This window comes from Phyllobacterium sp. CCNWLW109 (genome assembly GCF_037203905.1).
GTDB classification, from domain to species: Bacteria; Pseudomonadota; Alphaproteobacteria; order Rhizobiales; family Rhizobiaceae; genus Phyllobacterium; species Phyllobacterium ifriqiyense.
The window spans coordinates 108,405-134,379 of the sequence record NZ_JBBCBK010000001.1 but is presented as its reverse complement, the minus strand read 5'-3'; the positions used below and the strand labels follow the sequence as shown (position 1 = coordinate 134,379).

Here is a 25,975-nt window from a genome sequence, read left to right as displayed (position 1 = left end):
TTCATCCTTTAACGCCGCCACTTGTGAGGCCCGAAATTAGAGCACGCTGCATGAACAGACCGATCAACAGCGGGGGGAGGGCAGCCAGTACGCCCGCAGTTGCAATCAAACCGTAATCCGACACGCGACCGCCAGCCAGATCGGCAATAGCCACGGTCAAGGTCTTGGCACGTTGATCGGAGGTGAAAAGCAACGCATAAAAGAACTCATCCCACGCAAGCAGAAACGCAAACAGAGCGGCAGTGGCCATGACCGGTGCCGCCAGGGGCAGAGTAATGACGCGTAATATCTGGTCCAGCCGCGCTCCATCCATGACCGCCGCGCTTTCAATCTCTCGCGGAATGGAGTCAAACCCTGACTTCAACAACCATGTGGTAAATGGAGCAAGGATCGTCAGATATACGAGGGCAAGACCAAAGACATTATTGAGCAAACCGAACCATGCGAGTGCCATGTAAAGCGGAACAGCAAGGGCGACCGGGGGAAGCATATAGGTCGCAATGACAGCATAGAGCGACCAGCCAACGGAAGGCGTCCTTGAAACTGCCCATGCCGATGGAATGGCAACGGCAAGCGCTGCGACAGTTGCCATGCCGGCAACCTTGAGACTGTTGAAAAGCGAAGCGACAAAAGCCTCACCCGCACTGTTTGCAACTGAAGACAGAAGCACACCATAGCGCGAAAGGTCCACCGTATCCGGCCACCAATGCAATGGTTTTGCGAGCAGGTCAGGTGTTGAGGAAATGCTCATAACAAACAACCAAGCGACTGGCGCAAGAATGACGATAGCCAAAACCAATGCCGCAATATGAACGAAAATGGTCAGGGTGAGGCTTTGACGCTCCATCATGACGCTCCTGCGGTTTTGCGAATAAGAGCTGCATAGGCGACGGCAAGCACCGTCACCAGCAAGGTGACAATTAATGCCAATGATGCGCCTGATCCGGCTCGCTGGAACGAGAATGCTTCCTGATAGACGAGGATGGACAGGGTGCGGGTGCTGTTAGCAGGACCGCCGCGAGTCATGACCCAGATAATATCAAAAACCTTGAAAGCTTCGATTGTTCGCAGGACCAATGCCACCATGAGCGGCCCGGCCAGATAGGGCAGGATAACAAAACGGAAGCGTGACCAGACTCCTGCGCCATCGACCATGGAAGCTGCCGTAATATCGCGGGGCACAGCCTGAAGAGCGGCAAGAGCAATTAGGGCAACCAGCGGGAAGTTTTTCCAGCAATCCGCAAGGATCAGCGATGCCAGTGCAGTCCCGGGTTCGCCGAGCCATGAGCGATAGGAATCAAGCATCCCTAATTGCACGAGGAGTGCATTTAGTGCTCCGTATTCGGGGTTGTATATCAGGCGCCACAAGGTGGCGTTGACGACAGTTGGCAAGGCCCAGGGTAAAATCATCAGTGCACGCAGAACGGAGCGGCCGTAGAAACGTTGATTGAGAAGCAATGCCGCCAAGACCCCGATCACCATCTCTGCGGAGACGGAAAGAACCGCAAACCAAAAAGTTGTCAGGAGTGAACGCTGGAAATTTGAACCGGAAAGGACCTTCACATAATTGTCCAGCCCAACAAAACTGCCCTGGGTTCCTACCAGCTTTGCATCGGTAAAGGAGAGCCGGATCGTATCGATCAGCGGCCAGCCAATAACCGCTATCATGACGACAAGCAGCGGCAGCATAAGCAGCCATGCCCGGGTCGTAATCCAATTGTTCGTCATGAAATATTGCCCGTCACATCATCAATATATTATAATGAATGAGGGAACGGCGGCAGACAACGCGGCCGCCTTTCCAATCAAATCATAATCCGCTGTTTTCAGCCGCCGCTTTCAGCGCTGCTTCCGGCGCTTCTTGGCCCAACAGTGATTCTTGAACTGCTTGCTGCAATGCCGTCGACAGTTCCTGATATTTTGGTGTTGTGGGGCGCGGATACATGGCAGCCAAACCGGTCTTGGCGGCCGCGATCAGTTCTTCCTGACCTTTCGAAACAGCCGGGTCGTCATAAGATGACGTCCAGATCGGCAGGCTGAGCTTGGCATATTGGTTTTGCGTCGCCTGGGAAGTCATGAAAGTAATGTACTTCCACGCCTCATCAGGCTGTTTGCTGGTCGAGGTAATCCCGAGGCCCATCGAGCCATTAACTGCCGAGACCGTGCTTTTTCCTTCTACGCCGGGAGCCGGAACGACTCCCACCTTGCCTGCAACTTTGCTGTCCTTTGGATTGTTGGCCATGTTGTACATATAAGTCCAGTTCAAGGCGAAGGCAGCTTCGCCATTCTGGAACACGCGCCGGACATCTTCTTCGAGAAATTCCTTCGAGTTGGGGTTTGTCAGGCCCGACTTGTAGCTTTCGACCATATAGTTGAGCGCATCAAGGCCGCCACCTGTCTGGAATACCGGTTTGCCATCCTTGATAAAACTGCCGCCATAGGCGCTGACCAGCGTCGTGTAATCACAAATCGCCGCCTCGGCCTGAGACCAACTCCAGGCTATCGGCGTTGAGAGCAGACCCTTATCCTTGATGATCTTGGCCTGCTCGGAAAGCTCGGCCCAAGTCCTGGGCGGGTTCGCGATACCGGCTTTTTGTAGAATTTCCTTGTTGTAGAACAGATATTTGGTGTCGAGTATCCATGGCAGACCATAGCGCTTGCCTTCATATTCGACAGTCGTCCATGCACCGGGAAGAACGCCTGATTTCATCTCGGGAGTGATCTTGTCCGACACATCGAGCAATACTTTGTTCGTTGCATATTCAGCAGGCCAGATAACGTCGAACAATACAACGTCATAGCCGCCACCCGATCCCTGTGCGAGGACAGTCTTGTCATGCAAGCCCTCGTATGGAACGAATTCAAGATTGACCGATATATCCGGATTCGCCTTTGTGAAAGACTCTGTCATGGCGCGCACATCAGCTTCGCTGTAAGCGGCCTGTGCCATGAACAAAGCATTGATCTTGGTTTGAGCGTGAGCGGGTGCGGACAGCGCCGCCGCCAGCAGCGTTGCGCCTAAAAGCGCGGTCGTGATGGATTTCAACATTCTTACCTCCTGTTTAGCTCTGGCAGTTCTGAACGCTGACCGGTATGGACAGTGCTCGGTGATCGCTACAGATCGAGAGCTTTTGCTCACGTTCCCCTGGAGACGATTTTTCGGCGACTCTTTCGGTCGACTATTAAATCAATTCTCTTGACTTATTAGTCGATCAATATTCTGCTGCTGTCAAGAGGGCTTGGACATGGATGACAGACCAACGATAAGAGCCAAAAGCGGCACCAATCTTGGTGGAGCAAGCGCGCATAATCGACGTATCATGATTGATGCGCTACGGATTAACGGAGCCTTGTCTCGTGCCGACTTGGCGAGGGCGACCGGGCTGACACCCCAGACAGTGTCCAACATTATCGAAGAGCTTGCCGGTGAGGGTCTGGTCCGCTCGCAAGCCAGTATCCGAAAGGGCAGAGGGCAGCCGGCAACACCCTATCAACTGGTGCCCGAAGGAGCCTTTGCAATCGGCCTCCAGATTGACCGACATGTAACGCGCACTGTTATCGTCAACCTGGTTGGTGATGTGCTGGTTCAAATCGAGGCAATGCTCCCGTCAGGGGGACCGGAGGTAGGCGTCGTCGTGGTGCTTGATCTTGTAGCACGGGCAAGAACAATGTTAGCCGAACAGGTTTCCGGCGGTGAAGATCGCCTTGTCGGGCTTGGGATTGCCATGCCCGGACCTTTTGGCATTAACACGCTCTATGACGATCCATGGATGATGACCGCCTGGCAGAACTTTCCACTTGTAGAACGTATCGCCGAAGGTACGGGGCTTGAGGTTGCGTTACAAAATGACGCTTCGGCGGCGGCGACAGCGGAGCGTTTACTCGGCGCAGCACATGGACTTGACCATGCCATCTGCATTTATTTCGGTTATGGCTTGGGTACGGGTCTCATTCTCAACGGCGAGCTTTACGGAGGCGCCCATTCCAACGCCGGAGAGATCGGCATGATGCTGACCTTGGTGCCGGGAGATGGTGCCGATGTCGAGCCACTGGAGCACTATGCTTCGATGGCGGCATTGTGCAAATTACTGGAACTTGATCCATCTGCGCCTGATCTGTTTGCAATGGTGACCGACGCAGTGCAGCAGGGCGGGTCAAGGCTCGAACAGTGGATGGATGACGTGGCAGAGCGGTTGCGGCGCGCGGTCCAGATACTTGAACTCGTCTTCGATCCACAAACAGTTATTTTGTGCGGTGGTGCACCCCGAATACTGATTGACCGACTTGTAGAAAAGATAGCGCCCTTGCTGCCATCCATTGCAGAGCGGACACACCGCCATCCGCAGCCGCGGCTACAAGCTGGACTTGCCGATCCCTGGTCTGCTGCACTTGGCGCTGCAGCCGAACCTATCGCACGCGCTTTCGACCCCCGATTCTCGGCAATCCTGAAGAACGCGTGAACAATACGCCAAGGAGGCTGGTTATTCCCTGCCATCTCGTCACACACTCTGCCTTCAAATCTTCAATCGATGATCGCGAGCAACCTCAGGCAGATATGTCGGGTAAGCTTACGGTTGCCTCGCGCGGGACCAGTTGACACTTTGCAACGGATTTTGCGACGAGGCCACCAATGTCTCGCGGCAGAGAAAAGCGCTTTGTGACATTGGAGGCACGTGACCAACAGTTCAGGCTTGGGCCGGTCGCTGCCCCACTGCATAATGCGCCAGGGCAGGCTGATTTTCCACGTTGAAGCGAGAGATCAGGAACCCGGGCGACCTGCGTGAGGTATAAGCAACGAGATTCCTGTGTAGTGGCACGGGTAACTCAATCATCGCCTTGATCGGCTTTTCATCGACAATCGCGCCAAAGCTTCAGCTTCACCGTGATCAACCTCCTTACGGTTCCAGAACGAAATCACGCGTACCTGCCAAGGCTGGAGCGACACCTGGTCGATATGATTGCGCGGGTCTGCTGCAGTGTGAAGCCGAAGAACTCTGAGGTCGCCTCAAGCAGGGCAAGCGAGCAAGTGCCTTCGTCCAAGTCGATGTTTGTCGTCAGCAGCGCGCCTTAAGGTCGGTGGGGGTCTTGGCCGACGATGTCAGCGAGCGTCCGGTGTGGCCGCGGCTTACCCGTGTCATGACGGCAAGCATCATGCATGCAATCGAACCGATAGTCAGAAGGTGCAGCACGGAGATCTGATCGATCAATCCTGTTGTTCCTGTGGCGATACCAATGAATCCCAGTGGAACGAACAGATAGGCGACGTGCAAAACCAGAAGCAGCTTTTCCGGGTGTGTCGTCCAATCGCGCCAACGCGCCAACCGAACACCATGCAGGGTCGCCGCGACGAGCGCAGCTATTCCGGTTAACCTGCTCTCCGGCCAGAAAGTCCAGAGGCGAAAGTCCCCAGTGCACCGAAAATAGCAGTGACATCGAACGCGTTGTAGGAAACCGGGAAGTCGGTTCGACCAAAGCGATTGAGCCAGTTACGGGTGAAACTTGGAAGAATGCCGCCACCACAATTATCATCAGCATTGAATAGACTCCGACAGCCAATCGGGTCGCGCTTCCGGCAGTGCCTCCGCTTATGACGGAATAATGAAAGAATATGTTCGCGATCGACAGTGCGGTCAATCCGCCGACGACTTTCAGATCTTTCCATTTGCGGCCGGCGATCACCTCTCGAGCGCAAATGAAAAGAAGCGAAAGAAGAAATGACGCGTCAATTGCAACGGCGGGCAGAACACCGATCGTCCGGGTCAGCATCATTGCGGCACGTCCAACTGCCCAAATCGAAAGCAGGGCCACCAGCGGACACCCGGACACCCTCCGGTTGAGTTGGGGACTGCTGTCAATAGAAATCCGGCAAGCACGGCTGGCGCAAATCCAAACAACATCACATGGACGTGCCAAGAAAAAACGGACGAAAACCGCTATGTCGTCGACCCCTATCTACCTAAGGAAGGCTATCTGGAGCTGCGCCCGGACAGGCCAGGCTGGGGTGTCGAGATGGACGAGCAGGCAATGACGGAGGAAGGCTACATTCACTGGCAACGACGTGTGCCGAAACGGCCGGACGGCTCTTATGCCTTCTCCTAGCAGTGGGTGGTCGTAGCGGAACTGAAGCTAGCAAGTCAGGAGCATCCTTTCCGACGGTGCCAATTGGGGCTTTTGGACGGGCGCGGCGCAATCGTCAATATCTCGTCCATTTGCGGTGAAGTGATCGTCTATCCGCAACCGCAGGTTTCTACAATGCCGCGAAGGCCAGCGTGAACCTTTTGACCGAACCGCTGGCGGCCAAACAGGGCGTGCGCGTCAACGCTGTCGCGCCCGGCTATGTCGGCACCGAACTGACGCTCAAGGGGCGCAGCAAGGAGGAATGGTTCGGAACCTGGATGCGCATGACGCCAATAGGAGGCTGGGCGAGCCCAGCGAGATCGCCAATGCCGTTCTCTTTCCGGCCGACGCCCGTCTATATCACCGGCACGGTATTGACGTTCGATGGCCGCTAAGAGAGACGCGCCGCTCGATGGTTCGACACCGACTACGGTTTCATGCAGTGCCGGTCGCGCATGCCGTAATGTAGAGCCCAACGACTTGGGGATCAGCGAGGAGGGGACGCAGGTTCGAACGCCGGCACAAGCCGAGAAGTGTTTCCAGTCGGACGCATAAACCTTGCGAGTATTGGCGGAGCTCGCGCCTCGACATAATCACGGGCACGCTCGGTCAAATTCTGCAAATGGGTCGGCAGGGGAGGAGGCGCACTTGGAGCAGAAGGGGTTAGCGAATTGTAGTCGGTTGGTTGTGAATCGTCGGCCATCAGGCCGCGTGAACGTCGGTTTGCGAGAAGTCGTTGCCTTTGAACAGCAGCGGTTCGCCCGAGGCTTTCGCCAGAGCATAGGCGAAGCAGTCGCCGAAGTTGAGGCCGGCCTTGTGACGGCCCTTGCCGAAATCAAGGAAAGCCTGTCGGGCCAGTTCGCCATGCTCCAGTGTCACAGGCTCGACGATGATGCCGGCGCGCCGAAAGAAGGCCTCGGCCTGACGCATGCCATCGGCCCCGAGTTGGCCCTCCACCACCATAGCCAACTCGACGTAATTGGCGACGCTGATCCGGGTGACTTCAGCGTCATGGATGATCTTAACGAAGCTCGCCGCCTCGGGCTCAAGATAGAGGATTGCGACCAGAGCCGAGGTATCGACGATCATTTCGGCAGGCCGTTCTTGTCATAAAGGAATTCGGCATGATCGACATAGGGGCGCTTGACGTGCGCTGCGGCACGATCGGCGATCGCTAGGAGCTCCTCGACGCTGGCCCGGCCCTTTTGCCGTTCGATCTTGGCGAACCGCTCGCGTAGCGCCTCGGTGACGACGCGGGTCATGCTTTCCCCCGTGGCGTGAGAAATCGCCTGCGCCAGGCGGTGGGCTTCCGGATCTTTGATGCTGAGGCTCATCTATGGTGCATTCCATCTAGAAAAATAGCGTTATTTCTAGATATCTACACGGAATTGTTGCTGCTTTCAAGCCTGCCAAACATTGGCGTAACGATGGCGGGCTCGATATCATTCAAACATTGAGTCGCGGCCATTTATCGAGAATGGTTGGAATCGACATTCATGTGAATGGGAGACTGTGAAGTGGCAAACAAAAAAATAGCGCTGTTTTCGGCTTTTACGATTTTCGCCTGCTCATATCCCGGCCTGGTCGCAGCTGCAGAAGATGATCAGGTGGCGCGTATCACCGTCAATCAAATCATACGAGGTGAGGGTAAAGTCGGAGACATGGCGACTTCCCAAAATGGGGAGGTCGTATACATCGTACTGGAGGGCGGCATTATCGAGGTGAGGAATACGCGATACAAGACGGCGCAGCGTTACAGTGTGGTGAAACCAAATGATAATAGCCGCAACAATTGAAGGGCTCGGCGATTTCGAGCCTGCCCTTGAAATAGCGGAGGGCAGAAAGACACCTTGATGCCGATTACCGACCTGGTAGCAAATGCCGGCCCGGTTGAAGCGTGGATCATTCCCATGTCGTATGGATGAAGGGTTCGGGTGCATTTTCGACGCCCTGCCAACCGATTCCGCACCACGAGCACGTCCTGGACAATAATCTGCGTTCGCTTTTGTAGCCGTGGGCCTGTTTGTGCGCGTGGATCGATAATGGGTGACTGCGACGTCTTGATGAGTGCCATCACGTTCGCTTGATGCAGCCTTGGTTATGGAGATCTCCCTCTTTGTGTATTTCCGCGGAACTGCTTGTCTTGCCAGAATCCTGATGCTAACTTTTCTCAAAATCAGAAAACAAATGCACAGCCAGCTGGTATCGCCAGCCATCGGAACAAGTTGTGCAATCCATAGCGGAGGAAGCAATATGGAACGCCGTCAATTTCTTGCTGGTGCGGCAGCACTATCCTTGCTTGGTACTTCCAGCTCAAGGGCGGGGGCTCAAACAGCAGGGGCCCTGGAAAAAACCAGCGTTACACTGGGTGTCGGCGGCAAACCCCTTCTTTATTATCTGCCGCTGACAATTGCCGAGCGCCGGGGGTTTTTCAAGGAAGAGGGTCTTGATGTCACCGTCAATGACTTTGGCGGCGGAGCAAAATCCTTGCAGGCCCTGATCGGCGGGTCTGTCGATGTTGTAACCGGCGCGTATGAGCACACGATCCGGATGCAGGCAAAAGGACAGGATGTGCGAGCCTTGTGCGAGCTTGGCCGGTTCCCGGCCATTGTGATCGCTGTCCGCAAGGAACTCGCTGATAAAATCAAGTCTCCCGCCGATTTTGCCGGATTGAAGATCGGCGTGACAGCACCTGGATCGTCAACTGCGCTGACTGCGCAATATGCGATGGTCAAAGCCGGACTCAAAGCCAATGCGGCGCCCTTGATTGGTATTGGCGGTGGCGCCAGCGCCGTGGCTGCAATCAAACAAGGACAGGTGGATGTAATTTCACATCTGGACCCGGTCATTGCCAAGCTTGAAGCAGATGGCGACATCACTGTCATCATCGATACCCGTACCGAAGAGGGAACAAAGGCACTATTTGGCGGATCAAATCCAGCGGCAGTGCTCTATGTCAAGAAAGAGTTTGCCGACGCAAATCCCAACACTTCAAAAGCCTTGGTCAATGCCTTCGTCAAATCGTTGAAATGGTTGCATGGTGCTTCGCCAGAAGAAATTGCAGACAGCGTTCCAGCGGAATATCAATTGGGCGATAAATCGCTTTATTTGAAAGCAGTAGCCAATTCATTGCCCACCTATTCGCTTAACGGCGTCCTGACAATGGAGGGCATGCAGTCGGTTCTCAATACATTAAAAATCCTCGATCCAGAATTTGCAAAAGCCGATATCGATCTTGCTGCAACGTTTGATGACCGGTTTATCAAGGGATAGGCAGCATCAATGACAGTACCCCTATCCGAGGCGGGCACCCGTGCAGACGCCGTCGAGTTGCAAGGCATTACCATCGCTTTTCCGGTTGCCCATGAAAAGACATATGAGGCCGTTGGCGAAACAAATCTGAGTGTTCGTGATCGTGAGTTCGTTGCAATTGTCGGACCAACGGGCTGCGGAAAGTCCACCCTTTTAAATGCGACCGCTGGTTTGCTCAAACCAGCACGGGGCCAGATCAAAATCTTCGGCAAGACACATACCGGGATCAATGGCCATGCCGGATATCTCTTTCAGCAAGATTCGCTCATGCCGTGGAAGACATCGCTTGATAATGTTGCGATAGGGCTGGAAGTAGCCGGAATTCCGCGTCGTGAAGCACTTGAGCGCGCTCGCACATGGCTGGGGAAAGTCGGACTTTCCGCCTTTTGCGACCGTTATCCGCACATGCTTTCCGGCGGTCAGCGCAAACGTGTGGGATTGGCACAGGTCCTTATCCGCGACCCGAAGATCATATTAATGGACGAGCCTTTTGGGCCGTTGGATGCACAGACCCGCCTTATTATGGGTGATCTGCTGCTTGATTTGTGGACAGCAGATCGCAAGGCAGTCATGTTTGTTACGCACGATCTTGATGAGGCAATCGGTCTTGCTGACCGGGTGGTCATTATGTCTGCCGGACCGTCGTCGCGCATTATTGGCGATTACACAATTCCACTAACCAGACCACGCAATATGGCTGACATCAAATCCGAGCCGCAATTCCATGAAGTGCACCGGGAAATCTGGAATGCGTTAAAGGAAGAAGTGCTCAAAGGTTATCGGCAGGCGGAAAAAGCATGATGAACCGGGGACTTTTACTTCTCCTGCAAATTTTAGTGGCTGTCGTCGTTCTGGTAGCCTGGCACGTTGCCTCAACCACAACCCTTATCGGTGATCCTAAAACAATCAGTTTTTTCTTCGCCGAGCCATTGGCCGTTGGCAACCGCATTCTCGACTGGTTTGCCGATGGTTCGATTTGGTATCATCTCGGCATAACACTCACTGAGGCCGCACTTGCCTTCATCATCGGTTCGCTCGGGGGCGTGATTGTCGGGTTCTGGTTTGCGCGCAAACCACTCCTTGCTGCCGTTTTCGATCCTTATGTGAAAGCAGCCAATGCTTTGCCACGCGTTGTTCTTGCACCAATATTTGCATTGTGGCTTGGGCTTGGCATCTGGTCGAAAGTGGCCTTGGGCGTTACTCTGGTTTTTTTCATTGTGTTCTTCAACGTCTATCAAGGTGTCAAGGAAGTAAGCCCAGCTGTGCTATCCAATGCGCGCATGCTTGGCATGAACGGAAGACAGTTGCTGCGCCATGTCTATATGCCGTCCGCGTTGTCCTGGATGTTCTCATCTTTGCATACGTCGGTAGGTTTTGCGGTAGTGGGAGCAGTAGTCGGTGAATATCTCGGCTCAGCAGCGGGCCTGGGATATCTTATTCACGAGGCTGAAAGCGTCTTCGATGTCACCGGCGTTTTTGCAGGAATGTTTGTTTTGACTTTTTTCGTTATTCTTGTCGACTGGCTGGTGACACTTGTTGAAAACCGTTTGCTTGTCTGGAGGCCAAAGAGCGCTGCTTCCTTCTGATTCAGCGCAGACTTGAAAACCACGCAATAAGTTCCGCGCTATTGTGCAAAGAATGGGCCCGCATAAGGCGTGCCCTGTGCGCTTCGACAGTGCGTTTCGACAAGCCTATTTCCGCCGCAATCTGGGCATTGGTCTTGCCTTGAGACACCAGGGTCAGAACTTGTTTCTGTCGATCGGAGATGAGGCTCATATTTCCTGTCACGGCCCGGTTTGTCGGCTCGAAACAATAAAGTGCCTCTGCAAACGGATCGGCGTTATTGCGGCTGCGACCGCGCACCCGGCACCAGAAGCTGGTTCCGTCCCTGCGCCTCATCAAACGTTCATCGTAATAGACCTTACCGCCTCCAAGATTGCTTCTCCACATCTCGCCGGTGCGAACGAAATCTCTGATCTTGGGATAGAGCCGGCTGAAACTCTGATTGATCAACTCCAGCCGCTCATAGCCAAAGGTTTCAGCAAATTCGGAATTGCAATCCCTTATGATACGGTGCGTTGCATAGACCATCGGCACTGGCAGGTCCGTCAACTGAAAGCGTTTTTCGCTCGCAGAATTCACAATGTCTAAACTGGAAAGCTCCGGTACTGTCATGCAGTATTAATACGACTATCTGTGGCACCGGCACAAGCTTTACCGTTGATAAGGAGGACGAAAGAAATGGGAGACTATTCTTGAAAAAAGTTCAATCAAGCGTCGCTGACGCACTGGAAGGTGTTCTGTTCGACGGCATGACGATCATGGCCGGTGGATTTGGCCTTTGTGGTATTCCCGAAGCGCTGATTTATGCAATCCGCGATTCCGGTGTTAGAGATCTGACCGTAATATCAAACAATGCCGGTGTTGACGGCATTGGTCTTGGCGTATTGCTCGAAACCAAGCAAATCCGCAAAATGATCTCGTCTTATGTTGGCGAGAACAAACTTTTTGCGCAGCAATATCTATCGGGCGAACTGGAACTGGAGTTCAATCCGCAAGGCACGCTTGCCGAGCGCATTCGGGCAGGAGGAGCCGGAATTCCCGCCTTTTTCACCAAGACCGGTGTCGGCACCATCATAGCAGAAGGCAAGGATGTGCGGGAATTCGATGGCGAGTCTTATGTCATGGAACGCGGGCTTTTCGCCGATCTATCCATAGTCCATGCCTATAAGGGTGATACGGAGGGTAACCTCGTTTATCGTAAAACGGCCCGCAACTTCAATCCGATCATGGCGACTGCCTCAAAGTTCACTGTGGCGGAGGTGGAACACCTGGTCGAGGCAGGCATGATTGATGGTGACCATGTTCATACACCCGGTATTTTTGTGAAGCGGATTGTACACGTTCCAAATCCGACAAAACATATTGAACAACGGACAACGCGACCGAGACTTGTCGCTGAAAACGGAGCGCACTGATATGGCGTGGACACGTGATCAAATGGCCGAGCGGGCTGCAAAGGAACTTGAAGATGGTTTCTACGTCAATCTGGGAATTGGCATCCCCACTCTCGTCGCCAACTACATCCCAACCGGCATGAGTGTACAGCTCCAGAGTGAAAACGGAATGCTTGGTATGGGGCCATTTCCATATGAAGGCGAAGAGGATGCTGATCTCATCAATGCCGGCAAGCAAACAATCACGCAGTTGCCGACAACGAGTTACTTCAACGGTGCCGATAGCTTTGGAATGATCCGCGGCGGCCATATCGACCTTTCCATCCTGGGAGCCATGCAGGTTGCAAAAAATGGTGATCTTGCCAACTGGATGGTGCCCGGCAAAATGGTCAAAGGCATGGGTGGCGCAATGGACCTGGTCGCTGGCGTCAAGAAGGTCGTTGTTGTGATGGAGCATGAAGCAAAAGGGGAAGCCAAACTGCTCGAAGAATGCACGTTGCCACTAACGGGTCAGCGGGTGACAGATCTTGTCATCACTGATCTTGGCGTTTTCACTATCGAGAGACGTGGTGAGGCCAAAATGACCTTGATAGAAATCGCCCCCGGTGTGACCGTTGCAGAAATCAAAGCAAAAACCCAAGCCGCTTTTGATGTGGCCGTTTGAACTAAATGGCCCGGGAAACCGGGCTATTTAATCTTCTCGACTGTGCAGAGTGTTTCACCATGTTGCGGGCGCTCCAGACATTGAGCCTCATAGCGGAACGTTCCGTAGTAGACCTGAGCACAGCCTGAAGGCAGGCAAACCAATGTTACAAACCCCAAAACGAGACTCGTGAAATAAATCCAGCCAAAAACCTTCTTTTTCATGATGGCATACCTATATATGTCGAGCTGCAAGTGACACAGCGGCGTTACAATCCACTGATATTCTTCAGCAATTGGTCAAGTCAACGATCGGCATATTTGTCATTTTACCGAGATTTGGTGCTACTTTAAGGCAAGCGCTCCACATAGTTTTCGATCACGTTTTATGTGAACAGGCATAAAAGGGTTGATCCAAACCGACGGACGTATAAGTTCTGCCTTCCGATTTGTTAACCAAACCATTCACGTTAGGAGCAAAGCGATGAACAAAACCATCGATAACTATTCATTGCCAGAATCGATTACAACAGCTTTAGCCAATGGTATTAATATTGTCAGGGCATTTCGCGAACAATTCGGATATTCAATTGAAGATCTGGCCGTGTCATGCGGTCTGACATCTCTCGAAATCGAGACTATTGAAAGCGGTCAAAATTCGGACCCGAGCAAGCTAGAACGTATTGCTCATGCACTCGGTTTGCCGAGCAATGCAATGATCATTGAGGATTCAAAGCGCCTTAGCGCCTGACACTTCGATAACAACAAATCGGTAAAAAGGCTGCCAGGGTGATATCCCAATCCTGGCAGCCTTTTTGCTACAGTCCCAGCAATGTACGCGTCAGCGGATGATCCGCCTTCGTCAGGCCTTCGATAATATTGGCGTGGTGCTTTGTCGGCTCTTCAACAGCCGTAATACTGCAATCAAAGCCAGCCCATATATTGGCAAGCAATGCATTCTGCCTGATAAACTCCGGACGCTCATCGGCACCAACCCATGCAGTAAGGTCGATCCCTTCTTGCGGTTCGAGCAAAGCCGGGCTCTCCAACCGCGCTTCTATGGCATCAAGATGAAGCGTCTCGTTCATTTTTGTTTTCATTAAAGGCCGAAGATCCGTGATAGCAGATATCGGAACGGTCTTGCGAATGCGCTGACGGATCGTTTGCGACAATGGCGATGTGACTGTAACCATGCGTGCTACGAGATGGCCACCTGCTGAATGCCCGGTCAAATGAATCGGACCTGCAACTTCTCCTGCGGCTTTGGTGATAGCAAGACCGATTTGAACCGTAATATCGCTGATGCGAACATGCGGGCAGAGCACATATGATGGAACGGCAACAGCAAATCCATGAGCATGCGCACCCCTTGCCAAATGTGACCACACGCTTTTGTCGAAATCTTCTTTCCAATAGCCCCCATGGACAAATATCATAAGGCCCTTTAGATCGCCCCAAGGCATGAAAAGGTCGAGCCGGTTTCGCGTATCTGGGCCATAGGCGATATCTGCCTTCAGCAGACCTTTATCATCCATTTCCGACCGGAACTGGGCTGCCTCTGTACGCCATTTTTGCGGATAACTGGCTCCGTCCGGAATATAGGCGAAGTTGGAATAGGCATCATCCCAATCGATAGCATTCGTCATGATTATCTCCCGATTGTGATTATTCCCTTATTTTCTCACGAATCTGGTTTCCTCCGCCGGACTTGCGCAGATTCGGCAGAGCCAGCATCAGGAGCACAAAGGCACCAGTGGCAAATTTAAGGTCTGCTGGAGCAAGTCCCAGCGTCAAGCAGAATGAGATCAACTGGTAATAAACCAACGACCCGACAATGGGGGCAAGGATTTGCCGCAAGATCGTCTGACGACCGGTAATCGCTTCACCGATAATAAGAGCAGCAAGTCCATTGATAAGAATGCCAAAACCCATATTGACGTCGGCAAACCCTTGAGTTTGAACCATGATGCTTCCACCTGTGGCAGAAAGCGCACTGGCGACACCAACCCCAATGATCGTCGCAGTGCTGACATTGATGCCTTGCGCTTCAGCCATATCTGGGCTCGCCCCGACCGCACGCATTGATGTGCCTTTCTCCGACATGAAGAAGTACAACATCGCGGCAATAACAAGCGCGACCAGTACCCCTACGATCGCAATTTTCACCCATGCGAAATTGGCAGCCGGTCCGGCCAATAAAGTAAAGGTCGTGTCATAGGTAAAAAGCGGAATATTTGTCCGGCCCATAATACGCAAATTGATGCTGTAGAGCATCGTCATCACCAATATACCGGCTAGGAGCGTGTTGATCTTGAACCGGAGGTGGATAAACGCCGTTGTGCAACCCGCCGCAAATCCGCAAAGCAGAGCAATAAAAACGGCGAGAAAAGGATTTACCCCGGCCGCTATCAGGGTTCCGCAAACACACCCGCCGAGCGGAAACGCACCTTCAGATGTCAGATCCGGGAAATTCAGGATACGGAATGGCAACATAACGCCAAGAACAACAAAGGAAACAATGAGGCTTTGCGCAATTGTGACCGGGATGAGCCCGTAGAAACTGTTAAAAACATCCAGCATCTTAGGCCCCCTGCAACGCAATTGCGTCAGACTTTGTATGGAACCGGTCAATAAGGTCCATCACTGTGATGCCGCGCTTCTCTTCGGGCCCAATATCTACAAGAACCTTGCCAGCATCCATCATGATAATCCGGTTACCGTAATTGATGGCATGTTCCATATTATGCGTGACCATCATTGTCGTGAGCTTGAGCTCATCGACGGCACGCACTGTCGTGTCCATGACAAGTTTGGCAGTGCGGGGATCAAGGGCAGCCGTGTGTTCATCCAGGAGCAGCAGTTTTGGATGTGTTGAAACGGCCATGACCAGCGAAAGTGACTGACGCTGCCCACCGGATAGCAGCCCGACTTGCATATCGAGGCGGTTTTCCAATCCAAGATTGAGTTCAGCCAATTGCTTGCTATATCGAGCGCGGCGGGATGTTGTCAGCCCATAGGCAAAGCTGCGCTGTTTTCCCCGCAGTTCGGCAAGGAGCATGTTTTCGCCGATTGTCATGGTCGGAGCAGTGCCTATCATCGGATCTTGAAAGACTCTGGCAATGAACTGGGCACGGCGATGGGCGCTTAGCTTTGTGACGTCTTGACCGTCAATGAATATTTTGCCGGAATCCAGCGGCAGTTTACCGGAAACAGCGTTGAGAAAGCTCGACTTTCCAGCACCATTACTACCAATCACGATGCAAAAATCACCGGATTTAAGTGTTACATCCAATCCATCGAGAGCACGTCGTTCATCCTGCGTGCCGCGATAGAAGATTTTGGTGCCGCCCTTGACGGAGAGCATGTCGGTCATGTGAGCCCCTTAAGCTGAGCCGCTATAATATGATAGTTCCCGCGCTACAGGCGGGAACTATATGCTTATGGCTTGTAAGAGAAGGCTTATTTGACGAAACAACCGCAATCTTTGAGGCTATCCGGCACTTTTTGTCCGGTTTTTGACAGAACGGCTTCATTTATGGCTGCAGCATGGTCTTCATAAGCCGGTTTGATGGGCGCCAGGCTTTCCGTCGATTTTCCGGCCAGAATTTCAGAGGCAAGTTTTGCCGCGTTCTGACCAACTTTGGTGTAGGAAACTTCGAAAGCCGCTGCCACAAGCCCATCGCGTACCGCTTGCGCAGAGGCATTGACAACGGGAATGTTGATGCTCAAGGCCGCCGCCGCAACAGCCGGAACGGCTGGTTGTACAAGATTGGAGCCCGGCACATAAATCACGTCAGCTTTTCCTGCCAGTGAACCGACACGAATTGGAATGTCGTTCGTGTTGTCGAGGCCGACTTCAACGAGTTCCAGACCCTGCGCCTTGGTGACTTCCTGCATCAATTTGAGTACAGCAACGTCATTGTCTTCGCCGGGATTGTAAAGATATGCGATGCGCTTTGCATCTGGCAGCAGCTTCTTGATGAAGGTAATTACGGAGGCAACATCCTGCAGATCGGAGGCTCCGGTCATCGCCTTATCGCCAGCTTCCCAGGATGGGGTCAGCTTGGCTGCAACCGGATCCGTAACGGCAGCAAAAACAACTGGCGTATTGGTATTTCCGACGATCTGCCGCGCGCCTTGTGCAACGGGTGTCGTGACAGCCAAAATAAGCTTCGGACTGTTGGAGGCCAGCTTGGTTACCATTTGCGGGATCAGCGTGGCATCAAAGTTAACCTGGAGCTCATCATAGACGGCATCAGTAACACCGAGCTTGGTCATCTCTGCCTTGAAAGCAGTAACCGTCTCATCCAACTGGGGATGTTTGCCAAACTGCGCAATGCCAATGCGGGTTTCTGCGGCCGCGGCACTCAAACCCAAAGCAAGTCCGAGCGCCGTACCTATTGTTAGACGGGCCAATTTGTGTGCCAAAACCATCCGATTCTCCCTTTTTATATGTTCCGCGCTGTAAAGCTTGAAAATAGTATAACAAACGTGAAATGATATACAATATGGAATTAAGCACCAACGTGACAAAGGGACGAAATGGCCGATAGCGTCAAATCTGATGGCCTCTATACCGTGCTTCGATCCCGCATCCTCAATGGAGAGTTGCGGCCTGGACAATCATTGCGGTTGCGAACGATGGCGCACGAGCTTGGCACCAGCGCTACTCCCATGCGTGAAGCACTCAATCGCCTTCATGCTGAAAACTTCGTCACGACCGAAGCCAACAAAGGTTTTCGTGTGGCCACTATGACGCTCGAAGAACTTGAAGATCTTGAGACTGCCCGGTCCGTGATTGAAACTGAATTGCTTGCGCGTTCCATCGACGAAGGTGACCGCAACTGGGAGGCTAATTTGGTCAGCGCGCATTACCGCCTTGCCACTTGCATCACACCCAATTCTTTTTCACAATCAGAGGCAATAGATGCATGGGATATCGCTCATGCCGAATTCCATCTGGCGCTGATAGCGGGAACATCCTCAAAATGGCTGATGAGCTTTGCCCAGCAGACCACGGCGCAGCTGCAGCGATATAGGCGACATATAATCCTGCGCATAGATCACCTGAACCGTGCTGCGGAAGGAGCAGCCGGGAATGCTGTCTTATCCCGTGAAGCGCTTGGCATCGAAGCGCATACAGCCCTGCTCGAAGCAGCACTCGCACGAGACAAATTGAAGGCCGAGGCCTTGCTGATTGATCACGTCCGCCTCGCCAAAGAGGCATTTTTGAAACTGGCCCGCGCTGGTGGCATACCTTCTGTCGACACAGCGGCCTGATGGAACAATGAAACCCATGACGAGCACCAAAGCCATTTTAGCCGACCAATCTGATCCACTAAGGTCCTTTCGCGACAGATTCGAGCTGCCCGATAATGTAATTTACCTTGATGGTAATTCATTGGGCGCGCTGCCGAAAACCGTGAGGCAGCGGGTTGCAAAAACCATAAGTGAAGAATGGGGCGAACAACTCATTCGAAGCTGGAACACTGCCGACTGGGTCCATCTGCCTCAACGCGTGGGAAATAAAATTGCCGGCTTGATCGGCGCGCCTGCAGGAACCGTCGTTGCCGCCGACAGCACATCGATCAACCTTTTCAAGGTGCTGTCAGCCGCTCTCGGGCTCAATGCCGGACGCAGCAAGATTGTTTCGGAAAGAGAAAACTTTCCAACAGATCTTTACATAGCAGAAGGCGTGGCAAAGCAGATAGGAAAAGGCCACAGGCTTGTGCTGGTTGACAAACCGGCCGACATTGCTGACGCGCTTGACGATGATGTAGCCGTTCTCATGCTTACCCATGTCAATTATCGTACCGGCTACCGTCACGATATGGAGGCAATAACGCAGGCCGCCCACGACAAAGGTGTCCTTGTTGTGTGGGATCTGGCTCACTCAGCGGGCGCAATGCCCGTGGATCTAACCAGCGCAAATGCCGATTTCGCTATAGGTTGCGGCTATAAATATTTGAATGGGGGTCCCGGCGCTCCGGCTTTTCTATATGTCAATCCGGCTCATCAGGGAGAATTCAATCAGCCACTATCGGGTTGGTTTGGCCATCGTGCGCCTTTTAACTTCGAAACTGTCTATGCTCCGTCCAGAAACATCGAACAATATCTCTGCGGTACCCCGCAAGTTCTGGGCATGATCGCTCTGGATGAAGCTTTGTCAGTTTGGAATGATGTCGACATGGAAGCTTTGCGGATGAAGTCGACGGCGCTGTGCGACAGCTTCATCGAAGGCGTTGAAGACTTTGCAGCGGAATATCACCTAAAGCTGGTCACGCCGAGAGACGCCGATAAGCGGGGGAGCCAGGTTTCTTATTCATGCGAAAATGGCTACGCCATCATGCAGGCGCTGATCGCCCGGGGTGTGATTGGCGATTTCCGGGCACCCGACATTATCCGCTTTGGATTTACGCCTCTTTATCTGAGTTTTGCTGATGTCGAAAACGCTGTTTCTATACTCAAGGAAGTCCTGGTAACACGCAGCTGGGATGCACACGAATATCGTGTACTCGGGGCGGTCACATGACGCGCACACCTTACGATCCCTCCGGCGAGGGCGCACAGATGTCCTTCGACGGACGGATGTCTTACGGCGATTATCTGCGGCTGGATACAATTTTGACTGCGCAAGCCCCGCTTTCCGATGCGCATGACGAAATGCTTTTCATCGTGCAACATCAAGCTTCCGAAATCTGGATGCGGCTGGTCATTCACGAATTGACATCCGTGTGCGATCACATTGCCAAAGATGATCTTGCACCCTCGTTCAAAATGCTTGCTCGGGTTTCGCGCATTCTTGACCAGTTGAATTCCGCATGGGACGTGCTGAGAACCATGACGCCCAGCGAGTATACGACATTTCGCAAGGCGCTTGGCATGTCTTCCGGCTTTCAGTCATTTCAGTATCGTGCAATTGAATTTTTGGCGGGCAATAAGAACGCGGCGATGATGCGCCCGCATGCGCATAAAGCCGATATTCACGCATGGCTTGAACGGATTTTGCAGGCACCAAGCATTTATGACCAGTCGATCCGTCTTTTAGCCCGGCAAGGGTTTCCCATTGATCAGTCTATTTTGACACGCGATTGCTCGCAGGCCTATGAGGCCAATGAAAGCGTCCGTGCCGCCTGGCTGGTTATTTATAGCGATCCCGAAGCACATTGGTCGCTTTATGAGCTTGCCGAAAAACTGGTGGATTTTGAGGATTATTTCAGGCGCTGGCGGTTTAACCACGTCACGACTGTCGAGCGCATTATCGGCTTTAAAACCGGGACAGGCGGGACTTCAGGTGTCAACTACTTGAGAAAAATGCTCGACGTCGTTTTGTTCCCGGAGCTTTGGGCTGTTCGGACCGATCTATGATCACGCGGCATATTTATCTATGGCAACACAGTCCATCGCCGATTTGGCGTGAATATGATTGCTATGGGTAAAGCCATGTTTTGCAATCGCTGCAAGATCGTCATCCGGTTTAATCGGGCGGGACCACCAATTGTCGTTAAGCGTCCACCCATGGGCTGTTGCGCTTTCGACTTCGGAGCTATCGGGACGAAGTGTGCAGGATTCGTGGATGATTCTAGCCTGGGGTGAACGTTTACTCATGAGCTGCCGTCCTTGCGCCAGCGCACTTGCTTCATCGTCTGCAATCACCAGCTGGTGAAACAGATGGCGCGACTGCTTATACTTCGTCAGATAGGCAAACTTTATTTGATAAGCTGGCACGGAGCACTCCTGCATCAAAGACTCAGTCGTTAACCAATTATTAATATTGGTACTTGACAGGCTTTTTGCAAGGCTAGAACCAGCTTTATACACACGGAACGCAAGTTAGGCAGAAGCGTGAGCCTCTGTCTAACTTGCTGTTAAATATTCACAATTTTCGTTCGTTACGACAACGAAATATAGTTTGATCAATCAACCGTAGACCAACTTGTCTTGCCGTGCGCGAAGCTCGACAATTTTGGATCCCGGAGCTGTGGCGGCGTTGGCATGGGTAATGAGCTCGCCTTTTTTTATCGGGGCCGTAACCAAGCCGCCTTGCAAAAGTCCGCAAGGAATTGCACCAGCTGACCGCGCTTCAGGCGCAGTCATGATCCAAGCCCGATAGCAATATTCCCCGATAGCATCGAGCTTGTCGCCCGGTTTCATATCTTTTTTGGCAACAGCGCACACTTCTGCAACCGGCGTGGCCAAAGGAACCATATCCGCCTTACCGTACAGAACGACGCGCGCGCATGTTAGCGGCACTTCAAGAGAGGTGAGATGATAGGGACGATGAAATGTGAAATAGGGACCTTTGCCCATTTTCAGATCTTCCATCCGCTCTGATATGCGAGGATGCGACATATCGGCAATAACGAACACGCCGGGAGCCACTCCCTTGCCAATGGAATAGTCAACGACGCCAACTCTCGACAGTACACCACCATCTTTTTCCGGTACCAGTACCTTGGAAAGCTGATCAAGAGTTGCGGCAGGACCGTGCATGCCTGGCTTGTCCGGGACAAGCCCTGTGGCATTTGCAATTGCCGCCATTTCCACCATGGTCTTGGAACCGTCCACAAACTCGACGAGCATGCGGACATTCATGTGCCGGCGCGCTGCTTCTTCCTCGTAATCGTCGGGAATGGCATCAATATTGAGAGGATTGTTCTTGCCCTTGCCCGCAGCAACGATCGGGTGGCCCATGGCAGAGACAAACTCGATCAACTCCATGCAAGAGGAAGGTTCATCACCCGCACCAAGGGAATAGGTGACGCCGAGCCGATCAGCCTCGCTTTTGAGATAGGCACCAATAGTGACGTCAGCTTCAACATTCATCATGACCAGATGTTTGCCGTGCTCCATGGCCCGCAGACCGATCTCGGCTCCAACCGCCGGCACGCCTGTCGCATCGATGACGACATCTATCAGTCCGTTTTCCAGAATGAGATTCGCATCATTGGTGACAGCAATCTTACCGGCTTCCATGGCTTGTGTAAGAGCGGAAGCATTCGATACTTCACGCGAATGCCCCTCCTCGCGATAGGCGATATCCACCGCCTTAAGCGCATTGGGCGTATTGAGCTCTGAAATAGCGCCGATTTCGATACCCGGCATGTGCGCTACGCGTGTAACGATGTCGGTTCCCATCTCCCCGGAGCCGATCAGGCCAATGCGGATTGGGCGTCCCGTATCAGCGCGCGCCTGCATATCCCGCGCCAAGCCTGTCAATGCAACATTTGTATTCATAATTCCTCCAATGTTCTATAACTGGAATAGGACGAGAACGCGTGATTGGCAACTGACTATGCCGCTTTGTAGCGAAAATCCAGGATTTGTTATGACCTTGGCCTGCGAAACGCTGGCGCTAAAGGGTCGAAAAACCTATTCGGCAGTTATGGTTTGGTAAGGGTCGCCGTTCTTTTCGATGACAGCAACACCAGCAGACGTTGCAAGGCAATGAATGAGAAGAGAAGTATTCCCACAACGATCTTTGTCCACCAGCTCGACAAAGTTCCATCGAAAACGATGTATGTCTGGATAATGCCCTGAATAATTACGCCGATGAAAGTGCCCGCAACATAGCCAACGCCACCGGTCAGCAGGGTTCCGCCAATAACAACGGACGCAATTGTATCAAGTTCGACGCCAACTGCTGCAAGAGAATATCCGGCCGAAGTATAAAGAGAGAAGACGATACCCGCGAGCCCTGACAGAAAGCCCGACATTGCATAGATGCCGATGGTTGTTTTGGCAACGGGCACTCCCATAAGCTCGGCAGAAGTACGATTTCCTCCGACGGCATAAATATATGAGCCAAACTTGCTGAAATGGGCCATTACAATGCCAACTGCAAAGATCAGCAGCATCAGGCAGCCAATGAAAGTCAGTCTTCCGCCACCCGGCAGCAGATAATATAATCCCTGCAGATATGTATAGAATTGATGATTGACCGGTATTGAATCCGTCGTCATGACAAAGCACATGCCTCGCGCCAGAAACATTCCTGCCAGCGTAACAATGAAGGCGGGGACTTCCAGATAATGTATGACAGTACCCATGCTTGCCCCGAAAGCAGTGGTAATGACGAGCGCAATGGCGAAAGCGATGAGGGGATGAATTCCGTAATGCGTGATCAGCACCGCAAGCAATACGCCGGTGAAGGCAATCACCGATCCGACCGATAGGTCGATGCCACCTGAGAGAATGACAAAGGTCATACCAACGGCAGCAATTCCAAGAAACGCGTTGTCAGTCAGCAAATTTCCGGCGACCCGCGTTGAAAACATCATGGGGAACTGAAAGACGCAGACAGCATAAGCAATGATACAGATCAGCAATGTTGCATAAAGAGGTAAAAGACGTGTGTTCACTGGCTCTTCCGCCCTTTGGTACCGAATTCTGCCTTAACGAATGCCCAGCCGCCAGCCGATGAAAATGACTGCGCAAGCAAGATCACGATTATGACCAGCGCTTTCAAAATGAGATTATATTCTGGCGGAAAACCGGACAGCAGTATTCCTGTGTTCATTGCCTGAATGATGACCGCTCCCAGCGCCGACATGAGAATGGAGAACCGACCGCCGAAGAGCGACGTGCCACCGACAACGACGGCAAGGATAGCGTCCAGTTCCAGCCAAAGACCAGCATTATTGGCGTCCGCTCCACGTATATCGGCTGCAATAATGATCCCCGCCAATGCGGCGCAAAACCCGCAGAAAGCGTAGATTACAAGCAGCAGCAGCTTGCTGTTCAGGCCTGCATAATTGCTGGCGCTGCGATTGATACCAATGGATTCGATCAGCAGCCCAAGTGCTGTGCGCCGGACAACCGCAATCGCCACGATGAGAAGCAGCAACGCAATCAGGATAGGCATCGGAACCCCGGCAAATGATCCGGTTCCGAAAAATATCAGGCCAGGTTCATTGAAGGTGACGATGGAACCTTCCGTAATCAGCTGCGCGATACCCCGCCCGGCAACCATCAAAATCAACGTTGCCACGATGGGTTGCAGGTCGAAATAGGCGACAAGAATACCGTTCCACAATCCGCACAACAAACCTACCCCAAGCGTGGCAAGAATGACGATCGGCAGGGGATATCCGGCAACGGTCATCGTTGCCGCTATCGCACCGGACACCGCCATCACTGCACCAACGGAAAGGTCAACACCACGACTCGCGATGACAGCAGTCATGCCAACTGCAAGGATAATCACCGGCGCTCCCCGGTTTAGCACGTCGATCAGGCTACCGAACAACCGCCCGTCTTGAAGGCGTATGTCGAAAAATCCGGGGAAAGCCAGATAGTTGAGAAATAATATCAGCACGAGCGTAAGCAGCTGCGGCATGGCCTTCGTCAGTGCTGTGACACGCGGACCGCTCATGCCGAAGCCCTTTCGGGTTCAGCAGCAATCATCTGCATGATATTGGCTGGAACAATATCATCACCGGAAATTTCACCGCGATGGGCACGGTCACGCAAAACGACAACGCGGCTGCTATAGGCAACGATCTCATCGATTTCCGATGAGATAACAAGCAAGGCCATGCCGTCATCACACAATTGATGAATCAAGGCAATAATCTCCGCATGAGCACCCACATCAATGCCGCGGGTTGGTTCGTCCAAAATGAGAAGCCGTGGATTGGTGGCAAGCCAGCGTGCAAGAATGACTTTCTGCTGATTACCGCCAGAGAGAAATTTCACCGGCTTTTCGATGTCGGTCGTTCGAATATCGAAAGCCTTGACGAATTTATCAGCTAGTACAGTCTGCTCATGAGTTGAGAGCCGATTGAACCAGCCCCTATGCGCTTGCAGCGCAAGACAGATATTTTCCCGCACTGAAAGGTCACCAATTATACCGTCGGACTTGCGATCTTCCGGACATAAGCCAAAGCCACAGGCCACTGCGTCCTGTGGAGTCCGGATAAGCACCGGATCGCCATCAATGTGAATCTGCCCTGTGTCTGCGGCATCAATACCAAACAGAACTTTAGCGGTTTCCGTGCGTCCAGAACCCAATAGTCCCGCCATGCCAACAACTTCGCCCTCGCCAATATCCAGATCAAATGGAGCGATGCTGCGACTGCGTCCGAGCCCTTTGAAAGAAAATTGTCTGATTTCGGGAGCGGGCCGGTCACGGCGCGTATTATGTGTGGCAACAGCCAATGTTCGCCCGAGCATAAGCGAAACAAGCTCAATTTTTGGAAGCTCTGTTGTTAATGCGCTTCCGGCCAGTTTGCCATTACGCAGGACCGTCACCCGGTCGCAGATTTCATAAACCTGATCGAGAAAATGGGTAATGAAGACAATCCCCAGGCCACGGCTTCGCAACTTACGAAGAATTGCGAACAGGATTTCGGTCTCATGGCGGTCGAGACTGGCTGTCGGCTCATCAAGAATGAGAACACGTCCTGACATATCGACAGCGCGGGCAATTGCCACAAGCTGCTGGACAGCGACGGAATAGCGGGACAAATCCGATGAGACGTCCAGATGGAGATCGTACTGGGTCAGCAGCTCCCTTGCACTTTTTTCCATCAGCTTGCGGTTAACGAAGCCAAAACGCATTGGCTGGCGACCAATGAAAAGATTATCGGCTACAGACATATCCGGCAGCAGATTCACTTCCTGATAGACGGTGCCGATGCCCAGATTTTGCGCATGCTGCGTGTCGCGCACGCTCACAGGCTGCCCGTCTATCTTTATCACGCCGGAATCGGGCTGATGCACGCCTGTCAGTACTTTGATAAGCGTCGACTTTCCTGCACCATTCTCGCCGAGAAGTGCATGGATTTCTCCGGGGCGAACGGCAAAATCGACGCTGTCGAGAGCTTTAAATCCGATGAATGATTTGCAGATGCCTTCTACGGCCAGAAGACTGGGATGTTCCGTCATTGCGCCTCTCGCGAGCGTATTGTCAATCAGTAGCCAGCCGCCCCGATAGGGCAGCTGGC

Annotated in this window: 29 protein-coding genes and 4 pseudogenes; 13 read left to right on the top strand and 20 right to left on the bottom strand. The window is 52.7% G+C overall.

The genetic code is table 11. The features are described 5' to 3' along the window. Nucleotide 1: 1 nt before the first annotated feature. The 3 genes from V9K92_RS00615 to V9K92_RS00605 all read right to left on the bottom strand — a co-directional run bounded on the left by V9K92_RS00615 (nt 2) and on the right by V9K92_RS00605 (nt 3,049). Nucleotides 2-847 carry a carbohydrate ABC transporter permease gene (locus V9K92_RS00615; protein WP_337353475.1) on the bottom strand — a complete coding sequence of 282 codons (846 nt, stop codon included), beginning with the start codon at nt 845-847 and terminating at the stop codon, nt 2-4. Next, nucleotides 847-1,728 carry a carbohydrate ABC transporter permease gene (locus V9K92_RS00610; protein ID WP_337352858.1) on the bottom strand — a complete coding sequence of 294 codons (882 nt, stop codon included), beginning with the start codon at nt 1,726-1,728 and terminating at the stop codon, nt 847-849. The genes V9K92_RS00615 and V9K92_RS00610 overlap by 1 nt, the downstream gene beginning before the upstream one ends. Nucleotides 1,729-1,810: 82 nt before the next feature. Then, the gene (locus V9K92_RS00605; RefSeq protein WP_337352857.1) at nt 1,811-3,049 is read right to left on the bottom strand and encodes an extracellular solute-binding protein; all 1,239 of its coding nucleotides are present in this window, start codon (nt 3,047-3,049) and stop codon (nt 1,811-1,813) included. 196 nt (nt 3,050-3,245) lie between these two features. Here V9K92_RS00605 and V9K92_RS00600 point away from each other — a divergent pair, with 196 nt between their 5' ends. Further along, nucleotides 3,246-4,460 (top strand): ROK family transcriptional regulator, encoded by a 1,215-nt coding sequence (locus V9K92_RS00600; protein WP_337352856.1) that lies wholly within the window; start codon nt 3,246-3,248, stop codon nt 4,458-4,460. A gap of 225 nt (nt 4,461-4,685) precedes the next feature. On the opposite strand, the gene V9K92_RS22755 is transcribed toward V9K92_RS00600, so the two are convergent. The 3 genes and pseudogenes from V9K92_RS22755 to V9K92_RS22745 form a co-directional block, all read right to left on the bottom strand. Next, complete coding sequence (locus V9K92_RS22755; RefSeq protein WP_440810697.1) at nt 4,686-4,859, bottom strand: hypothetical protein; 174 nt, start codon at nt 4,857-4,859, stop codon at nt 4,686-4,688. A gap of 94 nt (nt 4,860-4,953) precedes the next feature. After that, nucleotides 4,954-5,336, bottom strand: a pseudogene (locus V9K92_RS22750) (NnrS family protein); the annotation flags it as partial. 133 nt (nt 5,337-5,469) lie between these two features. Further along, a pseudogene (locus tag V9K92_RS22745) lies at nt 5,470-5,897 on the bottom strand (NnrS family protein); the annotation flags it as partial. Between the two features lie 25 nt (nt 5,898-5,922). Here V9K92_RS22745 and V9K92_RS00590 point away from each other — a divergent pair. Then, nucleotides 5,923-6,099: pseudogene (locus V9K92_RS00590) on the top strand (mandelate racemase/muconate lactonizing enzyme family protein); the annotation flags it as partial. 170 nt (nt 6,100-6,269) lie between these two features. Next, on the top strand, nt 6,270-6,512 hold the full coding sequence (locus V9K92_RS00585; protein WP_337352855.1) for an SDR family oxidoreductase: 243 nt from the start codon (nt 6,270-6,272) through the stop codon (nt 6,510-6,512). Nucleotides 6,513-6,555: 43 nt separating this feature from the next. Here the strand turns inward: V9K92_RS00585 and V9K92_RS00580 are convergent. The 3 genes and pseudogenes from V9K92_RS00580 to V9K92_RS00570 all read right to left on the bottom strand — a co-directional run. After that, nucleotides 6,556-6,820: pseudogene (locus V9K92_RS00580) on the bottom strand (integrase); the annotation flags it as partial. After that, nucleotides 6,820-7,206, bottom strand: coding sequence for a type II toxin-antitoxin system VapC family toxin (locus V9K92_RS00575; protein WP_307277870.1), 387 nt, complete (start codon nt 7,204-7,206; stop codon nt 6,820-6,822). The pseudogene V9K92_RS00580 and the gene V9K92_RS00575, both read right to left, overlap by 1 nt. Beyond that, the gene (locus V9K92_RS00570) at nt 7,203-7,451 is read right to left on the bottom strand and encodes a type II toxin-antitoxin system VapB family antitoxin (RefSeq protein ID WP_307277867.1); all 249 of its coding nucleotides are present in this window, start codon (nt 7,449-7,451) and stop codon (nt 7,203-7,205) included. Before V9K92_RS00570 ends, V9K92_RS00575 begins: the two co-directional genes overlap by 4 nt. A gap of 183 nt (nt 7,452-7,634) precedes the next feature. Between V9K92_RS00570 and V9K92_RS00565 the strand changes: the two genes are divergently transcribed. The 4 genes from V9K92_RS00565 (at nt 7,635) to V9K92_RS00550 (ending at nt 11,015) form a co-directional block, all read left to right on the top strand. Next, nucleotides 7,635-7,913 carry a hypothetical protein gene (locus V9K92_RS00565; RefSeq protein ID WP_307277865.1) on the top strand — a complete coding sequence of 93 codons (279 nt, stop codon included), beginning with the start codon at nt 7,635-7,637 and terminating at the stop codon, nt 7,911-7,913. Nucleotides 7,914-8,370: 457 nt separating this feature from the next. Next, a complete protein-coding gene (locus V9K92_RS00560; protein WP_307277862.1) occupies nt 8,371-9,390 on the top strand; it encodes an ABC transporter substrate-binding protein in 1,020 nt (339 codons plus the stop codon). A 9-nt stretch (nt 9,391-9,399) separates the two neighbouring features. Next, a complete protein-coding gene (locus V9K92_RS00555; protein ID WP_307277859.1) occupies nt 9,400-10,230 on the top strand; it encodes an ABC transporter ATP-binding protein in 831 nt (276 codons plus the stop codon). Continuing rightward, nucleotides 10,230-11,015, top strand: a complete 786-nt coding sequence (locus V9K92_RS00550; protein WP_307278983.1) for an ABC transporter permease — start codon at nt 10,230-10,232, stop codon at nt 11,013-11,015. The genes V9K92_RS00555 and V9K92_RS00550 overlap by 1 nt, the downstream gene beginning before the upstream one ends. A gap of 1 nt (nt 11,016) precedes the next feature. Here the strand turns inward: V9K92_RS00550 and V9K92_RS00545 are convergent, their stop codons facing one another. Continuing rightward, on the bottom strand, nt 11,017-11,604 hold the full coding sequence (locus V9K92_RS00545; RefSeq protein WP_307277856.1) for a PAS and helix-turn-helix domain-containing protein: 588 nt from the start codon (nt 11,602-11,604) through the stop codon (nt 11,017-11,019). A gap of 137 nt (nt 11,605-11,741) precedes the next feature. Here V9K92_RS00545 and V9K92_RS00540 point away from each other — a divergent pair, with 137 nt between their 5' ends. Together V9K92_RS00540 and V9K92_RS00535 are read left to right on the top strand one after the other, a co-directional pair. After that, entirely contained in the window at nt 11,742-12,407 is a 666-nt protein-coding gene (locus tag V9K92_RS00540) for a CoA transferase subunit A (protein ID WP_307278980.1), read from the top strand. A gap of 1 nt (nt 12,408) precedes the next feature. Continuing rightward, nucleotides 12,409-13,050, top strand: coding sequence for a 3-oxoacid CoA-transferase subunit B (locus V9K92_RS00535; RefSeq protein ID WP_115053993.1), 642 nt, complete (start codon nt 12,409-12,411; stop codon nt 13,048-13,050). Nucleotides 13,051-13,073: 23 nt separating this feature from the next. Here the strand turns inward: V9K92_RS00535 and V9K92_RS00530 are convergent, their stop codons facing one another. Beyond that, on the bottom strand, nt 13,074-13,253 hold the full coding sequence (locus V9K92_RS00530; protein ID WP_337352854.1) for a hypothetical protein: 180 nt from the start codon (nt 13,251-13,253) through the stop codon (nt 13,074-13,076). A 259-nt stretch (nt 13,254-13,512) separates the two neighbouring features. Between V9K92_RS00530 and V9K92_RS00525 the strand changes: the two genes are divergently transcribed. Beyond that, nucleotides 13,513-13,779 (top strand): helix-turn-helix domain-containing protein, encoded by a 267-nt coding sequence (locus tag V9K92_RS00525; RefSeq protein ID WP_115053994.1) that lies wholly within the window; start codon nt 13,513-13,515, stop codon nt 13,777-13,779. 67 nt (nt 13,780-13,846) lie between these two features. On the opposite strand, the gene V9K92_RS00520 is transcribed toward V9K92_RS00525, so the two are convergent. The 4 genes from V9K92_RS00520 to V9K92_RS00505 form a co-directional block, all read right to left on the bottom strand. After that, a complete protein-coding gene (locus V9K92_RS00520; protein ID WP_336441249.1) occupies nt 13,847-14,674 on the bottom strand; it encodes an alpha/beta hydrolase in 828 nt (275 codons plus the stop codon). Between the two features lie 19 nt (nt 14,675-14,693). Further along, entirely contained in the window at nt 14,694-15,608 is a 915-nt protein-coding gene (locus V9K92_RS00515; RefSeq protein WP_115053996.1) for an ABC transporter permease subunit, read from the bottom strand. Between the two features lies 1 nt (nt 15,609). Beyond that, nucleotides 15,610-16,392 (bottom strand): ATP-binding cassette domain-containing protein, encoded by a 783-nt coding sequence (locus V9K92_RS00510; protein ID WP_115054102.1) that lies wholly within the window; start codon nt 16,390-16,392, stop codon nt 15,610-15,612. 95 nt (nt 16,393-16,487) lie between these two features. Next, on the bottom strand, nt 16,488-17,462 hold the full coding sequence (locus V9K92_RS00505; RefSeq protein ID WP_336441251.1) for an ABC transporter substrate-binding protein: 975 nt from the start codon (nt 17,460-17,462) through the stop codon (nt 16,488-16,490). A 108-nt stretch (nt 17,463-17,570) separates the two neighbouring features. On the opposite strand from V9K92_RS00505, the gene V9K92_RS00500 reads away from it, so the two are divergent. The 3 genes from V9K92_RS00500 to kynA are packed head-to-tail and all read left to right on the top strand — an operon-like array spanning nt 17,571 to nt 20,396. Continuing rightward, complete coding sequence (locus V9K92_RS00500; protein ID WP_337352853.1) at nt 17,571-18,308, top strand: GntR family transcriptional regulator; 738 nt, start codon at nt 17,571-17,573, stop codon at nt 18,306-18,308. Between the two features lie 16 nt (nt 18,309-18,324). Next, the gene (kynU, locus tag V9K92_RS00495; RefSeq protein WP_337352852.1) at nt 18,325-19,560 is read left to right on the top strand and encodes a kynureninase; all 1,236 of its coding nucleotides are present in this window, start codon (nt 18,325-18,327) and stop codon (nt 19,558-19,560) included. Further along, nucleotides 19,557-20,396, top strand: a complete 840-nt coding sequence (kynA, locus tag V9K92_RS00490) for a tryptophan 2,3-dioxygenase (RefSeq protein WP_336441253.1) — start codon at nt 19,557-19,559, stop codon at nt 20,394-20,396. The genes kynU and kynA overlap by 4 nt, the downstream gene beginning before the upstream one ends. Here the strand turns inward: kynA and V9K92_RS00485 are convergent, their stop codons facing one another. The 5 genes from V9K92_RS00485 to V9K92_RS00465 form a co-directional block, all read right to left on the bottom strand. Further along, nucleotides 20,397-20,756: a hypothetical protein gene (locus V9K92_RS00485; protein WP_162802565.1), complete on the bottom strand. Its 360-nt coding sequence runs from the start codon at nt 20,754-20,756 to the stop codon at nt 20,397-20,399. A 192-nt stretch (nt 20,757-20,948) separates the two neighbouring features. After that, a complete protein-coding gene (locus tag V9K92_RS00480; RefSeq protein ID WP_307277829.1) occupies nt 20,949-22,265 on the bottom strand; it encodes an NAD(P)H-dependent oxidoreductase in 1,317 nt (438 codons plus the stop codon). 146 nt (nt 22,266-22,411) lie between these two features. Beyond that, on the bottom strand, nt 22,412-23,389 hold the full coding sequence (gene yjfF, locus V9K92_RS00475; protein ID WP_337352851.1) for a galactofuranose ABC transporter, permease protein YjfF: 978 nt from the start codon (nt 23,387-23,389) through the stop codon (nt 22,412-22,414). Further along, nucleotides 23,386-24,402 (bottom strand): ABC transporter permease subunit, encoded by a 1,017-nt coding sequence (locus V9K92_RS00470; RefSeq protein ID WP_115054004.1) that lies wholly within the window; start codon nt 24,400-24,402, stop codon nt 23,386-23,388. The genes yjfF and V9K92_RS00470 overlap by 4 nt, the downstream gene beginning before the upstream one ends. Then, nucleotides 24,399-25,916, bottom strand: a complete 1,518-nt coding sequence (locus V9K92_RS00465; protein ID WP_337352850.1) for a sugar ABC transporter ATP-binding protein — start codon at nt 25,914-25,916, stop codon at nt 24,399-24,401. Before V9K92_RS00465 ends, V9K92_RS00470 begins: the two co-directional genes overlap by 4 nt. Between the last annotated feature and the right edge of the window lie 59 nt (nt 25,917-25,975).